Source organism: Sphingobacterium sp. B16(2022), from assembly GCF_012030425.1.
Taxonomy (GTDB): Bacteria; Bacteroidota; Bacteroidia; order Sphingobacteriales; family Sphingobacteriaceae; genus Sphingobacterium; species Sphingobacterium anhuiense.
Window position 1 is genome coordinate 796,037 of record NZ_JAAUVN010000001.1, and the last position, 14,617, is coordinate 810,653.

The 14,617-nt window shown below is 33.3% G+C and carries 12 protein-coding genes and 1 pseudogene; 7 read left to right on the forward strand and 6 right to left on the reverse strand.

Going from position 1 to position 14,617, the window contains the following annotated elements:
• The first annotated feature begins 271 nt into the window (after window positions 1-271).
• Window positions 272-1,822 carry an HD domain-containing protein gene (locus HCX49_RS03605; protein ID WP_168126172.1) on the forward strand — a complete coding sequence of 517 codons (1,551 nt, stop codon included), beginning with the start codon at window positions 272-274 and terminating at the stop codon, window positions 1,820-1,822.
• A 43-nt stretch (window positions 1,823-1,865) separates the two neighbouring features.
• Window positions 1,866-2,174, forward strand: a complete 309-nt coding sequence (locus HCX49_RS03610; protein ID WP_168126173.1) for a hypothetical protein — start codon at window positions 1,866-1,868, stop codon at window positions 2,172-2,174.
• An 82-nt stretch (window positions 2,175-2,256) separates the two neighbouring features.
• On the opposite strand, the pseudogene HCX49_RS03615 reads toward HCX49_RS03610, so the two are convergent.
• The 6 genes and pseudogenes from HCX49_RS03615 to HCX49_RS03640 form a co-directional block, all read right to left on the reverse strand.
• Window positions 2,257-3,427, reverse strand: a pseudogene (locus HCX49_RS03615) (IS256 family transposase).
• 241 nt (window positions 3,428-3,668) lie between these two features.
• Window positions 3,669-5,318: a hypothetical protein gene (locus HCX49_RS03620; RefSeq protein ID WP_168126174.1), complete on the reverse strand. Its 1,650-nt coding sequence runs from the start codon at window positions 5,316-5,318 to the stop codon at window positions 3,669-3,671.
• Window positions 5,319-5,426: 108 nt separating this feature from the next.
• A complete protein-coding gene (locus tag HCX49_RS03625) occupies window positions 5,427-6,035 on the reverse strand; it encodes a hypothetical protein (RefSeq protein ID WP_168126175.1) in 609 nt (202 codons plus the stop codon).
• A gap of 1 nt (window position 6,036) precedes the next feature.
• Window positions 6,037-6,675, reverse strand: a complete 639-nt coding sequence (locus tag HCX49_RS03630; protein ID WP_168126176.1) for an SEC-C metal-binding domain-containing protein — start codon at window positions 6,673-6,675, stop codon at window positions 6,037-6,039.
• Window positions 6,668-7,609, reverse strand: coding sequence for a cyclic GMP-AMP synthase DncV-like nucleotidyltransferase (locus HCX49_RS03635; protein ID WP_168126177.1), 942 nt, complete (start codon window positions 7,607-7,609; stop codon window positions 6,668-6,670). The genes HCX49_RS03630 and HCX49_RS03635 overlap by 8 nt, the downstream gene beginning before the upstream one ends.
• A 4-nt stretch (window positions 7,610-7,613) precedes the next feature.
• Window positions 7,614-8,639, reverse strand: coding sequence for a CBASS cGAMP-activated phospholipase (locus HCX49_RS03640; RefSeq protein ID WP_168126178.1), 1,026 nt, complete (start codon window positions 8,637-8,639; stop codon window positions 7,614-7,616).
• Between the two features lie 121 nt (window positions 8,640-8,760).
• On the opposite strand from HCX49_RS03640, the gene HCX49_RS03645 reads away from it, so the two are divergent.
• The 5 genes from HCX49_RS03645 to HCX49_RS03665 all read left to right on the forward strand — a co-directional run bounded on the left by HCX49_RS03645 (window position 8,761) and on the right by HCX49_RS03665 (window position 14,603).
• Window positions 8,761-9,423 carry a hypothetical protein gene (locus HCX49_RS03645; protein WP_168126179.1) on the forward strand — a complete coding sequence of 221 codons (663 nt, stop codon included), beginning with the start codon at window positions 8,761-8,763 and terminating at the stop codon, window positions 9,421-9,423.
• A complete protein-coding gene (locus tag HCX49_RS03650; protein WP_168126180.1) occupies window positions 9,407-9,757 on the forward strand; it encodes a hypothetical protein in 351 nt (116 codons plus the stop codon). Before HCX49_RS03645 ends, HCX49_RS03650 begins: the two co-directional genes overlap by 17 nt.
• On the forward strand, window positions 9,717-10,523 hold the full coding sequence (locus HCX49_RS03655) for an ImmA/IrrE family metallo-endopeptidase (RefSeq protein ID WP_168126181.1): 807 nt from the start codon (window positions 9,717-9,719) through the stop codon (window positions 10,521-10,523). The genes HCX49_RS03650 and HCX49_RS03655 overlap by 41 nt, the downstream gene beginning before the upstream one ends.
• 117 nt (window positions 10,524-10,640) lie before the next feature.
• Window positions 10,641-12,095: an RES family NAD+ phosphorylase gene (locus HCX49_RS03660; protein WP_168126182.1), complete on the forward strand. Its 1,455-nt coding sequence runs from the start codon at window positions 10,641-10,643 to the stop codon at window positions 12,093-12,095.
• A gap of 1,293 nt (window positions 12,096-13,388) precedes the next feature.
• A complete protein-coding gene (locus HCX49_RS03665; protein ID WP_168126183.1) occupies window positions 13,389-14,603 on the forward strand; it encodes a UvrD-helicase domain-containing protein in 1,215 nt (404 codons plus the stop codon).
• The last annotated feature ends 14 nt before the right edge of the window (window positions 14,604-14,617 follow it).

Genomic DNA, 14,617 nt, shown 5'->3' on the forward strand with positions numbered 1-14,617 from the left:
GTTTAGGAATTGAAAAAATTAAAGCGAAACTCGTTTTACTTTAGGTGGTGTCACGTATATGTACGATCAAATATGCAGTGCGTAGACCGGCGGTATATAATTACTACAATATAGCAACATCATCAGAAGAATAAATAATAATTTGTAATGAAATGATAATAAAAATGAAAACTAGTAGTACTATCACTTTTAATGGATAGTGCAGAAGTAATCGTTATTAAGCAATTCATTCGCCTCAAATCGTAATTCACATTGATTAAAATATAAAAATATGAAAATTGGAAAAATCTTAGATCCTATACATGGATTGATTGAAATCACAGAAATTGAAGAGTTTATAATAAACCAAAGAATTTTTGGTAGACTTAGAAAGGTCAAACAAAACACACTATTAAACTATGTTTTTCCTGGTGCGAATCACACTCGATTTGAACATTCCATTGGGGTTATGCATTTGTCCGAAATAATTTTTAATAAATCCAATGAAAACGTTGAAGCGGTACGTATAAAAAATGAAAAGTACGGCAAAGATAAAGAGTATAAAACAATACAAGAAATATGCGATGATGATGAATTATTAAAAGTAACGATACAAGAATTAAGGTTAGCAGCACTACTTCATGATGTTGGACATGGTCCAACATCACATAAATTTGATGACTTTACAATTACGGGTGAAAAACTATTGGAAATATTATCATCGGATTCAGAAAACTTTTCTGAATTTATTGAAGATTTTAGAAATTATCTTAAATCTAATCAAGATAAAAAAATTCAACATGAATTGGTCTCTTCTGTATTTATTATTAAATTGATAAATACGCTAAAGAAAGAGCCTAATTTCTCTACAAATTCCATTTCAATCATTAAGTCATTAAATATTAAGAATATTTTGAAAATGATTGATCCAAAATTTCTACCAGAACATGAAATCATTATTAATGAAAAAAATTGCACTGATTATTTTAACAGTATAATAGCTAGCTTTCCTTTTGATGCAGATCGAATGGACTATTTATATAGAGATAGTTTCTATTCTGGTGTAAAATATGGTTTTTTCGACCAAAGTAGAATATTAACATCATTACTTCCAATTGAACATAAAAATAAAATAACATTAGGAATCAAAAAAAGTGGATTAGATTCAATTGTTAGATTTATTCAATCAAGAAATCACCTATATAATCAAGTATACTTCCATAAAACAAACTCTGCAACAAATACGATGTTAGACTTTGTTTTTAGAAATTTAAGCGATAAAAGTGCATTAGAAGATGTCAATGAATATAGTGATTATGAAGATTTTTACTGTAAAAATGGTGATGAGTATTTTTTCAATTCAACTCTTAAGGATTGTTTAAACTCAAATGAATGTGCTCCTTGCGAAGATGTTTGTGTTGAAAATGAAGTATTGGATGAGTTACTTGATAGAAATTTATGGAAAAGAATCTATGAAGAGCGTATAAATGATAAGGCGGCAAGAAACAATGATGATTTTGAAAAACGTAAGTTTGATAATGGTAAGTTATCTACTCTAAAAAATGAACTTGAAGGAATGAATATTTTTATTCATGAAAACTACTCTTCCAACTTAGGATTAAAAGGTGCTAATAAATCAAAATCGGTCTTAATTGATAAGAAAAATAACCAAATAATTGACGACTGGTCAGCAGTAAGTGATGAAATTCAATTTTTAAATCAAACTAATGTATTTATAAAAAGAATCTATTTACGGAGAGGTTCTAAAAATGTAACTGAACTGAAGATGCATGAGGATCTAGTAATATCAAAAATGCAAGATGCTGGTTTGATTTCTAAATAATAGTAAAAAAGTTAATTGTATAAAATTTTATAATACTTAATATATGAAGAATATTTTTGAAGAAATAATTAAGATTGTAGAGAACTGCGTAAGAACAAACGCTAGTTTTGCTTTACCCACTTTCAACGCTTGTGAAACAGTTGAATCTGATTACAAAACAGGATGTGCGACATTGTACGGTGTTGAATATGTAATAACCAATGGACATGAAAAAATAGTTGTATCGTATGAATCAAAAGATCAATGTAGAACTTTTCAGATAAAACCAGACAAGAATATAGTAATAGTACATTACTATAATGATAAAGGGGAACTTGTATCAAATTATTCGGAGACTTGGGAAGACAAGTAATAATTATCGATGAAAATAAAAAATTACCGTTCCTTTTTATGGAAGGGGAGTGTAACTCGAGCTGGGTCATTGGTTTAAAAACTTAAAAACCTCGTTCCAGTTTGAGCCTATCTCTAAATTTAATATAAAGTTGGGATATGGTCAAGCCCCAGTTTTGGACTGGCATTGTCCACTTTTTAGAGATATTCTTTACTATCAGGTACATCAACTTTATAAGAGCTTGCTCAGAATTGAATGCACCTTTAGACTTCGTGATTTTACGGATCTGACGGTGCATTCCTTCAATAGGATTAGTGGTATAGATAGTCTTGCGAACCAGCTCATCATACTCAAAAATAGTAGATAAGTTCGTCCAATTATCCATCTAGGATTTAGCAACAATTGGATATTTCTTACCCCATTTCTCTTCGAAGATAATTAAGTTTTCATAGCCCATATCTTCGTTAACAGATGAATAAACAGGCGTTAGGTCTTCAATGACAGCTTTTTTATCTTTTTCTGTAAGGGCATACTTGATCTGATCTGGTGGACGATACATAACTGAACTTTAGTTTTAGGGAAAATAGCTTCAGGAAAACCTTTTAAACCATCGATACAGGTAATTAGAATGTCTTCTACACCACGCTGTTTTAGGTCTGTGAGAACAGATAACCAAAACTTTGCACCCTCATTCTCTGAACTATAAAGACCTATCAGATCTTCACATCCATCCATTCCTACACCTAATATATTATAAATAGCCCTAGATTCAACCGTGCCGTTCTGACGGACTTTATAATGCATGCAGTCTAGGAAAACAAAGGGATAAACGTCCTCTAGCGGACGACTTCGCCACTCATTAACGGCAGGCATAACGCTTTCTGTGATAAGGGATATTTCGGTTGCAGAAATCTCCAAGCATACATCTCACGGATAAAATTACTTATAGCACATGTGATCATCCCTTTGGCATACATACTCAGAACATGGCCTTCTAATTATTCTGTAATAATGAGTTGACGCATGGGAATTACCTTAGGCTCAAATTTACCGGATCCATCCCGTCTAGACTCCAGTTCAAAAGTACCTGTATTAAGGCCTCGGACAGTCTTTTTGGACTTACCATTACGACGGTTGGAATTACCTGATGTCTTATCTTCTTGAAGTTGACTCTCTAGCTCGCCATACATCATCGACTCCAGTAAATGCTTCATTAAGGGCGCCAGAACGCCGTCGTTGGGAGATAAGCTCTTCCCGTTATAAAGACCTTGCATAGCTTCCTCTTTGAAGCGTTCAAAACGGCGAAGCCCTCTTGAATACAATTAAAAAACAAATAAGAATGAAAAATCGAATGGGGCCTTTTCTTTCATGACCATATCATTTGAATAATTAAATATAAAAAATCTTATTAAATTATTCCGTTGACACAGTCCAAGTTACAGTCTCAACAAGGAATCAATTTACTGATTCTCTGTTTGCTGATACTTATCAAAAGCTTCTTCGATTTTATGTTGATTATATCCAATTCTTGAACTCTCCTGAGTTAATAAACTTTCTAATTTTGGTAAGTCTCGAATAAGGCTGTTCTTGCTCAACATAATCGCGGACATGTCGTTCTGCAGAAAGCATTGCTTCATGTTGTCCGGACAGGTAAGTATTTTCTCCAAAATTTTCATTTTCAATGGCTTTAGCTGATGATTGATCGAGAGTTTCAAATTCCGCTCTAAGCTCATCTTCTTCTCTTTTAGATCGCTCAGCAAATCCTTCTCTAGTTGACTCACTTCTTTTAATATTGTCAACAATTTCGCTCTCTTCTTGTCGATATTTTTCAACCATATCAAGGATTCTTCGTCTTGAGCTTTCTGGTATTCCTTCTCGATATTCTTCGTCTCTTCTAATTTTATCCTTCTCTTGTCTGATATGTTTATCATAGCTTCGTTTTGAAGCTTCTCTGTCTGCGATGACTCCATCAATGTCGAGTTCAATATCTCCGATTTTTCGTTCAATATTGTCAATTTCTCTTCTATGATCAAGTTCTCTTTCTTCAGGGCTTCCTGAGATTGATTTAATTTTAAATTGTAGATTTCTAATAGATCCGAGAAGTTCTGTTCCATTCCCTTCAAGCTCCTTTCTTTTTCTAATATATCTTTCTTCCAGATTTGCGTATCGACTTTCAATTTCGTCGATTTCATCGTCAACTGCTCTTGTTTCTCCTTCAAGTTTTGTTGAAAGCTTTTCTCTAAGCGAAGCTTCCTCGTTGAAAAGTCGGTCTTGTAATTCTTCTGTGTTTTTCTCAACTCTTGATATTTCTGATTCAAATTTTGATTCAGTATCTCTGTACGGTTGAGATTCCAAGACCTTTCCAATTGCTCGTATAAGGTTATTAATCTGTGCCTTTCTACAGCGGTTAGACTCTGCAAAAAGCTGTCTTTGCTCTTTATCAATATGTGATATTCCCTTTGTATTTCCATTGGGAACTCGAATATATTCGGTGTTGATTTCATCTTTATTATATAACCATTTTGTGTTTTGACTGTGTTCAAAAACCTGATCAATTTCGGCAGGTGATGCCTTGGGTATTATTACGGATACGGCATCAATTCCTAACCTTAATAAACTTACTAGTTTATCCTTATCAGGTTTATGACTAGTAGTTATATCTATGAAAAGGATAGGTGTATCCGTTTTATCAAAAAAGGTTATGTCTGGTTTGTACAATAGATATTCTGTATCAAAATCAGTTGCTTCAGTCCATTTGATGTTCCCTGATTCATTCTCATAAAAGCTCAGTTTAGCATGTACGTTGTGTGCCTCAATTATCTCTGCTGGTTTAATCAAAATTGCAGGATCAGAGTCATTATCTGAGTATTTATATACAGCAGGTACTTTGATCCGTTTATTGGTCAGCAGATTTTCCTTGGCCAATTTATGACGATATGTTTTATCCGAATATGTACACCTATTTTTAGGACTGTTTTTTTTGACATAATGTCGAAAATAGGAGGCACGATCAACTATCTTAGTTTTTACGGCTTCCATTTCTCTAGTACATCCCATACAGTAATAACCTTTTCTACCACTTTCGGCATCATCAATATAAATTGTAGTGGATTGTACATTATTTGCATATCTATTTTGCAAATTTTCTTTATGATTGGCAATCATGGCATAAAATTGGTTTAGGTAAATATACTTAATTTAAACGAATTATAGTACCCATTTGGCTCATTTCAGAACAAAAGTTCAGTCTTATTAATTGATCAAACCCTAAAATTATGATGATCCTTTATTTTGAGCTAAATTTTTGATAATACTTCGAGCCTGGAAGTAAGGAATGATATCATTTACGAATAATTTAATAGCAAAATAACTAGAAATTATATAGGCAATTATCAAAACTATTCTAATGATCAATACCTCATCAGCGCTTGCCAAAATATTATTTGTGTCTACGAACAAGTATAGTATAATTATCGAAAACACAAGTATGTAAATTATTGCAAAACTGATGAGTGTAACTATGTATTTGTCTGTTTTTGTTACTATAACATTCACCTTTTGACTTGCTTTGTCGAATTTTAAATAAAGTTTATTATATAAATATTTAAAAGTTTTAGTGCTCACATCGTAGGTATTAAAACATTGCAAATATGCATTTATACGAGAAGGTACGACTTCAAACCCAAATTGTTGTTGAAATATTTTTGCACAATATATATGGGTTAGTGTACTGCATAATTCATCCTTGAAACCTTTGTTAAATTCTATTTCACTTTTTAAATCAGATATCCTTTTTGAAAGGTTTTTTGATTTAATTGTATCGATAAGCCAGTAGATTAGTGGCGGCGTAATTACTCCTAAAAATTGTATTAGTTTTTCCATCTTACATTATAGATTTAATAATAAATTCTAAACGAGTTTGTCCAATTTTTTTGAATTGAATAAAGGATTCGCGGTGACAGTGTCTGTATTTTTTTCCGCTTGCGCAAAAGCATTTGGATGTACGATACGGAGTTTTATTTTTATAGATGAACAGAAGAATTTCTAATACTTTATTACTGTTAGTTGTATCCAGGATAGTATATAAAGATTCTAAGACACCTTTCTTTCCATGAGACCGCTCATGTAGATAATAACCCTTTAGTTCCCTAAAAGCTTGATTATGCAAATAGGGGGTAAGGTGATTTTGTATGAAACCCAGTAAGGCAATTCCTTTATCGCATTGTATATATTCCTCAGCTGGAGTGCATGTACAAAAGTGGCCATCAGGATATACGTGCCAGTCTATATTATGCGGAAGTCTTCCATTTATTTCATAGACTAAAGGGAAGCTATTTGGATAATCAATGCTACATACGATTTTTACAAAATATGAGTCATATGGCATACTGTTTTCATCTAAAAGGTCTATCTTTCCTTCTAAATAAGGAAGAGAATCTTCCCGACTTAATAATTTAAGATCGGGAAAATTACTTATAGCATCGGATGCTTCTTCTTTAAATTTGAGATATGAATTATTCATGGCCATATGGTATAGAACTACTGGCACCTATTGCTGCAGCAGCTACATTTCTAACTAAGTTCTCTTCTTTGTCTTCTCCTAATTGAAATCTATCTCCAAGATGTTTACGCCAAAGTTTACTTGCTGTCCTTTGGTTATTCGAACGAATTGCTTCATCGGCATCAGTAATCAAATTATTTAAGGCTTCTAAAAATTTATCCTTATTAACATAACCCTCAAGTAAGTCATCATTTGGTGTTGCAGGTACAATACAAGTGAACTCATTGTTTAATGCCTTTTTAATTTCTTTAAGAATGTCTCTGAATGTGATATCATCACGCTCATTTAATACAATTTTTTCCTTTGCATTAGTTGCTAAAATTGTTAAAGCCAATCCACTAGGCATTTTGAACGGACGGTTGTCGGCCCAGCCTTTTAAGTATTTAATATCTCTAATCAAGCGACCATCTTTATCTTTTTTTGATACAAACCAATCCACCATAGCTTTTGGGTCACTATCTTCCCATCCATTTCCCTTTACAGCTATTTTATATTCTTGACCATCAATTTTGTAATAAACAGGATGATCAACTTCATAGTCGTTTACAAAAATAGTGCGTACACATTTTTTTCTATTCTCTGCAGGCGAATCTGTATATCCATCAACTGCCTGCTTAACCCACTCTTTAATTGTAGATGCCGTTACATCTGGTTCACGAAAGAAATAAATACCATCATCTAAATCACAGATGTCTTGTTCAGTTCTAATTCCATTCTTCATTTTGTATGAACCCTGGATGTAAAACTGTGGTACATAGTCAGGATGGTTATCGTTAAACCATTTTCTGATTTTTTTGCGAAGACCTTCTTTAGAATTCTTCATTTTGTTCTTCTTTACCGAACCGATGGATATATCACTATGATAATCTAAAAATAAGCTGTTACAGTTTGCCATATTATTATTGTTTTAAAAAGTTTAAAATTTCTGTTAATCGATTTTTTGCTAATTCCTCACCAATAGATTTCATTCGATCGATATGTTTCTTTTTTGAAGAATTAAGTTCAATATTATCCCCCTTCATGTCATGTTGGATGCGTAAATGAGAAAATGTACTACCCATTTTCCCTAACGCCCGTTGAAGAAATAGGAGATACTGTTCTGTTATCTGTGCCTGTGTATCTAATACGATATCAACCAATTTAGGATTGGGAAATAACCAATCAAATACATTCTTAGGGCGCCAGGAGCGCTTAATAATTTGTTTTCCTTGCCCTGTTCCCAATGATAGAACTGAAATATTACCAATAGGTATATCAAGTTTGTCAGTTGCCTCAAAAACTCCAATTAAAGCCGGGTTATTAGCAAAAATTCCACCATCGATCATGTTGATATTTGTACCTTCACCAAGTTCATTTTTAAACGAAAAGGTGTGGGGTGGAAAATAAACTGGGGCAGAAGCGCTAGACATGGCCACATGGTATGCAGGAAGCTTATAATCTCTTCTGTATTCAGGATGATGTTTTGTTTTAAAAACATTGATAACACCATCATTGCCATTAAAGGCAGGGACGCAGACTTTGGTTTTTAAATCATTTATTAAAGGATCTTCACCACCGTTGGCATCAGCAAACACTTCGCGAAGTTTCTTAAGCAATTTTTTATTGCTGTATATGGCATTCAATAAAGCCCGACTTTTTTGAGGAATGAATTTGAACACAAAACGAGGGAAAATAAGTTCCGCATTTTCTTCATAAAATTTAGCCAAATCTTTTGCTGGTATACCTAATGAAATACCAATAGCCAATATCGCTCCTGTAGAAGTACCGCAGATTAAATCGAAGTGCTGGTAAAGTTTCTTTTCAGGCTCTTCTTTTTGAAGTTCAGCTTCTAGCTCAGCCAGGAGTTTGGCAGGGATAAGACCTCTTATCCCTCCACCGTCAATTGACAGGATTTTAAATTTTTGTTTTTGTATAGTTTCGTCCATATTATAAAATATTTTGTTATTTTTAACTAGCATTAACAAACTATTTTGTTTTAACTGCTGGTCATTATTAACTACGAAAAGCGTTACTAACGGTTTTGCGTATACCTAAATAGATACCCTTATGGATTGGAAGGAATTAGAAGATTCAAGTACAGCAGATTTAATAGAATATATTCAAGGTCGCCAACATTTTTATGAAGCAGCTGAATGTGCATTCAAGGCATTTTTCATAAGATTTGAAGCAGATTTAACGAAAAAATGCAGAGTCATTGCGATTAAATGGGGATACAGCAAAGAAGATGGTGATATTTTATCAGAACAGGCATTAGATAAATTTTGGAAAAAAGCACATTTATTTAATGCTCAACAATGTAAAAGTGTAAATCTTAATCAGTGCGTATTGTTTTATATTTACAGGATTGCACAACGGTTATTAGTCGATCGTCAAAGATTGGAAGCTGAGAAGGATCCTTATCTTGGAGAAGAAGAGCTAGTTTTAGAATTTCCAGATTTAGAAAATATGGAAATACCAAAAGAAAAGCTAAAAGATTTAAAAGCTACAACAGAATTGATAGACAAAGCGTTGGAAAGATTGAGTACAAAGCACAAAATTATTTACTTAACCTATCGTAGTTACGAAAGAGATGGTAAAAAATTGCCACGTCAGTTGCTTAAAAAGCTTAGAGAAGAGCTTGACTTATCACAAACATCAATAAGGGTTTATAAAAAGGAAGCACTAGAAACCGTCGGTAAAATAATTGAAATTTATGGCACAAAAAAATAATCTCTTTGAAAATCCAGAGCATATTACCGAATGGTTATGCTCTACCGGCTACCTTTTTCCTCGCACTGAGATTGAGTTGAATCGCTTTGATAAACTTTTTTTTAATATTGAGATTAAAGATTCAACAGTTTCTCTAGATCGAATTTTAAATAATGAAGTCCGAAAGTTTCCACTTTCGAATATTTTCAAGCAAGAAAATGAGCAAGATGTGATGGATGCGTTTAAAATGGTAGCAAGAAAAGGTCTTGAAGATTTACCTGATCATATCTTTAATAAAATGAAAAAGAACCAAGATGATGGCAATCAATCTTCACCGGAAGAAACGGATCAATAACTTAGCAAATTATGTGTCAGAAGATTTTACTGAAGGTTATAAAGTCAATTTAATAAAAATTGCCAGATATGAAGAGCTGTCTTTATACTATGATCATTATGAAAATACTTTTGATGGTATGTTAGTTTATATCGACTCGATGTATCATATTCATATAAATTTAGATAAAGGAAATACTATTAACTCCAAAAGAGGACGCTTTACACTTGCTCATGAATTGGGACATTACCTTATTGATGAGCATCGAATTGCCTTGAAGTATGGTATGATTACTTCACATCAATCTAAAAATGGGCTATTAAATAAAGATTTAATTGAATTGGAGGCAGATTATTTCGCTAGTTGCCTGTTAATGCCTGAAGCATTATTTAAGCAAGCTTGTGCTCGGAAGCAATTTTCTTTTACCCTAATTGAGGCTCTCTCTAACTTATTTCAGGTGAGTATTATGGCATCTATTCTTCGATTTATTGAGATTGGTTCTCGGGAGTCTATGGTTATCATTTCAAAAGATAATGTGATAAGATGGTTTGCAAAAAGTAACGATTTTCAAAAGGTAGGTTTCAAATTTAAAGTTAATTCCACTCTCCCTCGAGAATCAAGATCATTTTCATTTAAAAATAATAATTATGGAGATTATACGTCTGAAGTTGAAGAAGTGGACACCGATATATGGTTCATTAATAAATTTTATAATGATACTATTTTTGAACAATATTACTATTCTAAGATTAATGGTTATTTAATAACGCTGATCTGGTTTAAATAGTTTTCAATAATGGAGGTGTAAGGAATTAAAATGTAATTGGCACTTCAGATTTTCCAATTACAGGAATTTACAATTCAGTAAGATACTAATTAGTAATGTTAATTATATTCCAGTAGTATGAGTGAAATTTTAAAGGAAAATTCTATATGTTTTGTATGTATAGGTGAGCAATTTCTTTCAAAAGAAGTTGAATTTGAAGGTTGCATTGGCCATTGTTCCTATTGCGATAGCGAAGAAAATGAAGTTTATGACCTTTTAAAATTTGCTGAAAGGATCGATAAGGCTTTTGAACAACATTATGTGCGTATGGGAGAAAATCCGCCAGACGACTGGTCAATTGAACAAATCAAGGAAATGGCTGGAGAATGGGAGCCAGAAGGTGTCCCTATCATATATGCAATAATGGATGCAGCAAATATTTCTGAGGAAATAGCGCGGGATGTTCAGAAAATTCTTGAAAGTACCCACTACTCTAGATCGAATGCAGAAATCGGAGAAACTTCTGATTACTATCGAGAATTAAATTATGATTTTAAAGGTCCCGATGATGTAGAGTGGCAGACAAAATGGGTGAAATTTGAACAAATTATCAAAACTAAGAATCGATATTTTAACAGCGAAGCTGCGGTGATTTTGAGAAAAGTATTTGATGATATTGATAGTCTATCGCTCAGTTTTGAAAGGCCGGTGGTTAGGGTTATAGGTATTGGTACAGATATTACATTTTTATATCGCGGGCGTGTGTTTCAGTCTGATGAAAAATTAAAGCTGGCTTTAGAATCGCCCGATCGCGAACTTGGCCCTACACCATGGCGGTCAGCAAAGGGAGGGAGGATGAATGCGAGTGGAATCTCGGTTTTTTATGGTGCAACCAATCCAGAGACAGTGCTTGCGGAAATTAGACCACCTGTTGGGAGCAAGGCTCTTATAGGAAAGTTTGAGATATTAAGGCCTTTAAGAATGCTTGATATTAGTGCTTTCAATTCCTCATTTTTTGAAAGAAGTATTTTTGATACAATGTATGCTGAACTATTATCTAGAAGTATTTTTTTAAGAAACCTTAGTCAGCGAATGACGAGAGCAATTATGCCTGATGATGAACTTTTTGATTATTTACCTACACAAGTTATTGCCGATTTTTTAGGCTCTGAGTTAAAGTTTGATGGGATTATATTTCCATCTGCTCAGTCCAAAGAAGGACTAAATATCGCTCTCTTTAACCATGCATCAAGAGTTAAGGAAATAAAATATCCTGAAAATAGCAGTATTGAAGCCAGATTAACTGATTGGGAGGATGATTTTGAGATTGAATCCTATAGCGTCAATATATTTAAAGCTAAAAAATCGGATTCCGAAAAGTATGATGGATCACATATATGGAATTATTCAAAAAATGAAGGTTTTCTAGAAAATCCAAATTTTAGAGAGATGTCCTTGAAGCTTGATGTAAAATCAATTATAGTTAAACACATTTTGTCTGTGAAGATAAATAGTAATAGCTTTTCAGTCCATCACTCAGAAGTTGAAAAGTCTTCATTTTTTTTGAATATGGATTCAATTGAAGACAAATAATATTTACAATACTTATGGAAATCAGCTCAGGTGCATCAATTTTATCAACGGTTTTCAGAACTGAATGCACTGTCTCGTCGTATGTTTGATTAAATCGAACATACGACGAGACAATTTCTTTCCAGAACACTGTCGAAAGAGTTTGGTAAATAATTCATTTAATATTTTTTTGAATTGGTCTAATTTTAAGTGATTAATGAAATTATATTTTAAAATTGAAGCTACTCTGAACATTATTTCTCATATTTTATAAATTTAAGGTTTCGCAAATATAAATTAAAGGTTGAAGAAATATATGCGGGAAATTGTAATACGATAAATGGAGAGGGGTACGCTGATTTCTAAAATATTGAATATCAATTAAGCTAAAAACAATAGTGTTTTTGCACTAATATATTTAGTTTTGTTTTATATCTTTGGATATTGAATCAGGGAGGGCATGCTCCAAAATAACTGGCGTGCCCAATCTGTTCAATATTGTTAAATCAAAACATGGAAGGATACTCCAAGTGAGTTTTAAGTAAAAGCAACCTAAAAGAACTACCTGTTGGCAATAGGCGAAAATGATAAATACTAATTGTGATGAATGTACCATTGACAATCGAAATCTTAGTATACTAAAGTCACTTATAACGAGGTTGTATGTTTAAGGGTAAAGTACTTATGTCGAAAGTTGTGGAACAAAATTTTAGAGCTGTGTAGCTTATACTAATAACGAGAAGGGGTGACTGAGCAAAGTCACATCCCTCAAATTTTATTATATACTCTATTATAACGTATTAAACTGCGATGTTCCCAAGTTGGGATGATTAATAAGAATTAATAAATTTTTAGGTGTCTTTGGCTAACGCCTAAATGTCGTGTTTTGGATATATTTCATCTGGTTCGCCACAATGTAGTAAAATATATCTCGATTAATGAGTTGTCAGTGGTTTGGTATTTGGCTGAAATGTAGTGATTTTTTGCTAACTTAAGTATATTGGTTACGAAAGGACGTGATTATCCCAGATATAATGCAAATTGTGAGAAATAGTAGTTTTTTGAATAATATTACTTACTATTCTGTAAATTAAAAAAAGTAAATTTGCTTTAAATACAAAAGATGATGTTAATACAACAGTTTTGTTGACGGCGCAGGTATGGAAAAACTGTTGATGAGGTCAAAAATATGCTGATCGGTCCTAGCTGAGGTACTTTCTTTTTATTTGGGTCTGCTGTTCAGGAGCACGCTTTCCTCTTTTGCAGTGGCGGTTTTAGTCTATTGAAGGTACATTAAAAAAATAGTAAATAACTATGCCAGAATTCAGATTTCTATTACCAGCTATTGGTTCGCTTTATAACGACCAACAGCTAGCATACAATCCAAGACATTCGGTCCTAGTAACAGGAGGTCCAGGAAGTGGTAAAACAGTTGTCACGATCTTTAGATTTTTAAGGGCTGTCATGGAAGAGCAGGATATCATGCTCTTTACCTTTCATAATACCTTGATCTATACAATAAGGGGTATGTTGAAGGAAAGAGCGGAGGAACTTTTTGGAGAACTTGATGAAGCTAGGATCAATGATATTGTTGAGAATAAGCTGGCGACATTCTTTAAATGGCATTACACAAATATTAAGTTTTTCAATGATCAAGAAGAAACTGATGAAATGAGGGAAAATTTCAGGAGTTACATACTAGAGAAGCGAAATGAGAGGAAGTTTGATGAACTCTTTTATGACGAGGGGCAGGATCTGCCAAAGAATGTTTACAGCAACACTTTCGAGTTATCGGACATTATTACAGTTGGGGCGGACAGGGCGCAGAATTACAGAGAATATTATCCTACGGACGAAGTTGAAGATATCATTCTGGAAAGCCTCCAGGAGCAAATTGAGATCGACCCGTTTTACCTTGGCGGCAACCATAGAAATACCAGGCAGATATTTGATCTGGCAAAAAAATTTGTGACTGACGACCTTCGAGTACAAGGTATGGATTCTTCAATTCTTCGTGCCGGTAATAATCCTGAAATCCAGACCACATTTAATGAGCAACAGCAGTTAGATTATATCAGGCAAATAATCGAAAATAATCCGAACAGTAATATTGGAATTCTTGTTCATTTTCGTAGAAATGTGAATAGGATTAAACAAGATCTCGAAGCTCATGGTTATTCCTGTCTAATGGATGCACCTGAAAATCGCTCGTTTTCATATTATTATAATGGAATGAACGAATCAGATGAGGCTACTTTGAGACAAAAATTAAGAACACCTTTTATAGCGACCTTCGAGTCCTGTAAGGGGCTCGAGTTTGATATCGTGATAATGCCATTTTTTGAGCTATCGGATGTTGCGACGGCAGGAGTAAATGATCGTGGACGCGCGTGGGCAACAAGCAGTCATTATTATGTGGCGGTAACAAGAGCTAAAAATGATATTTTCATTTTAAGTTCATCTAGACCGATTTCTCTGGCTTTTCATAATGAGGAAGATCAGCAGAATATAATGGATGACTTATTTTAATTCTAAAAGAAAGA

Bases quoted from the DNA above. Each gene is read 5' to 3' on its own strand.
- HCX49_RS03605 (WP_168126172.1), top strand. From the start codon at position 272: ATGAAAATTGGAAAAATCTTAGATCCTATACATGGATTGATTGAAATC.
- HCX49_RS03610 (WP_168126173.1), top strand. From the start codon at position 1,866: ATGAAGAATATTTTTGAAGAAATAATTAAGATTGTAGAGAACTGCGTA.
- HCX49_RS03620 (WP_168126174.1), bottom strand. From the start codon at position 5,318: ATGATTGCCAATCATAAAGAAAATTTGCAAAATAGATATGCAAATAAT.
- HCX49_RS03625 (WP_168126175.1), bottom strand. From the start codon at position 6,035: ATGGAAAAACTAATACAATTTTTAGGAGTAATTACGCCGCCACTAATC.
- HCX49_RS03630 (WP_168126176.1), bottom strand. From the start codon at position 6,675: ATGAATAATTCATATCTCAAATTTAAAGAAGAAGCATCCGATGCTATA.
- HCX49_RS03635 (WP_168126177.1), bottom strand. From the start codon at position 7,609: ATGGCAAACTGTAACAGCTTATTTTTAGATTATCATAGTGATATATCC.
- HCX49_RS03640 (WP_168126178.1), bottom strand. From the start codon at position 8,639: ATGGACGAAACTATACAAAAACAAAAATTTAAAATCCTGTCAATTGAC.
- HCX49_RS03645 (WP_168126179.1), top strand. From the start codon at position 8,761: ATGGATTGGAAGGAATTAGAAGATTCAAGTACAGCAGATTTAATAGAA.
- HCX49_RS03650 (WP_168126180.1), top strand. From the start codon at position 9,407: ATGGCACAAAAAAATAATCTCTTTGAAAATCCAGAGCATATTACCGAA.
- HCX49_RS03655 (WP_168126181.1), top strand. From the start codon at position 9,717: ATGATGGCAATCAATCTTCACCGGAAGAAACGGATCAATAACTTAGCA.
- HCX49_RS03660 (WP_168126182.1), top strand. From the start codon at position 10,641: ATGAGTGAAATTTTAAAGGAAAATTCTATATGTTTTGTATGTATAGGT.
- HCX49_RS03665 (WP_168126183.1), top strand. From the start codon at position 13,389: ATGCCAGAATTCAGATTTCTATTACCAGCTATTGGTTCGCTTTATAAC.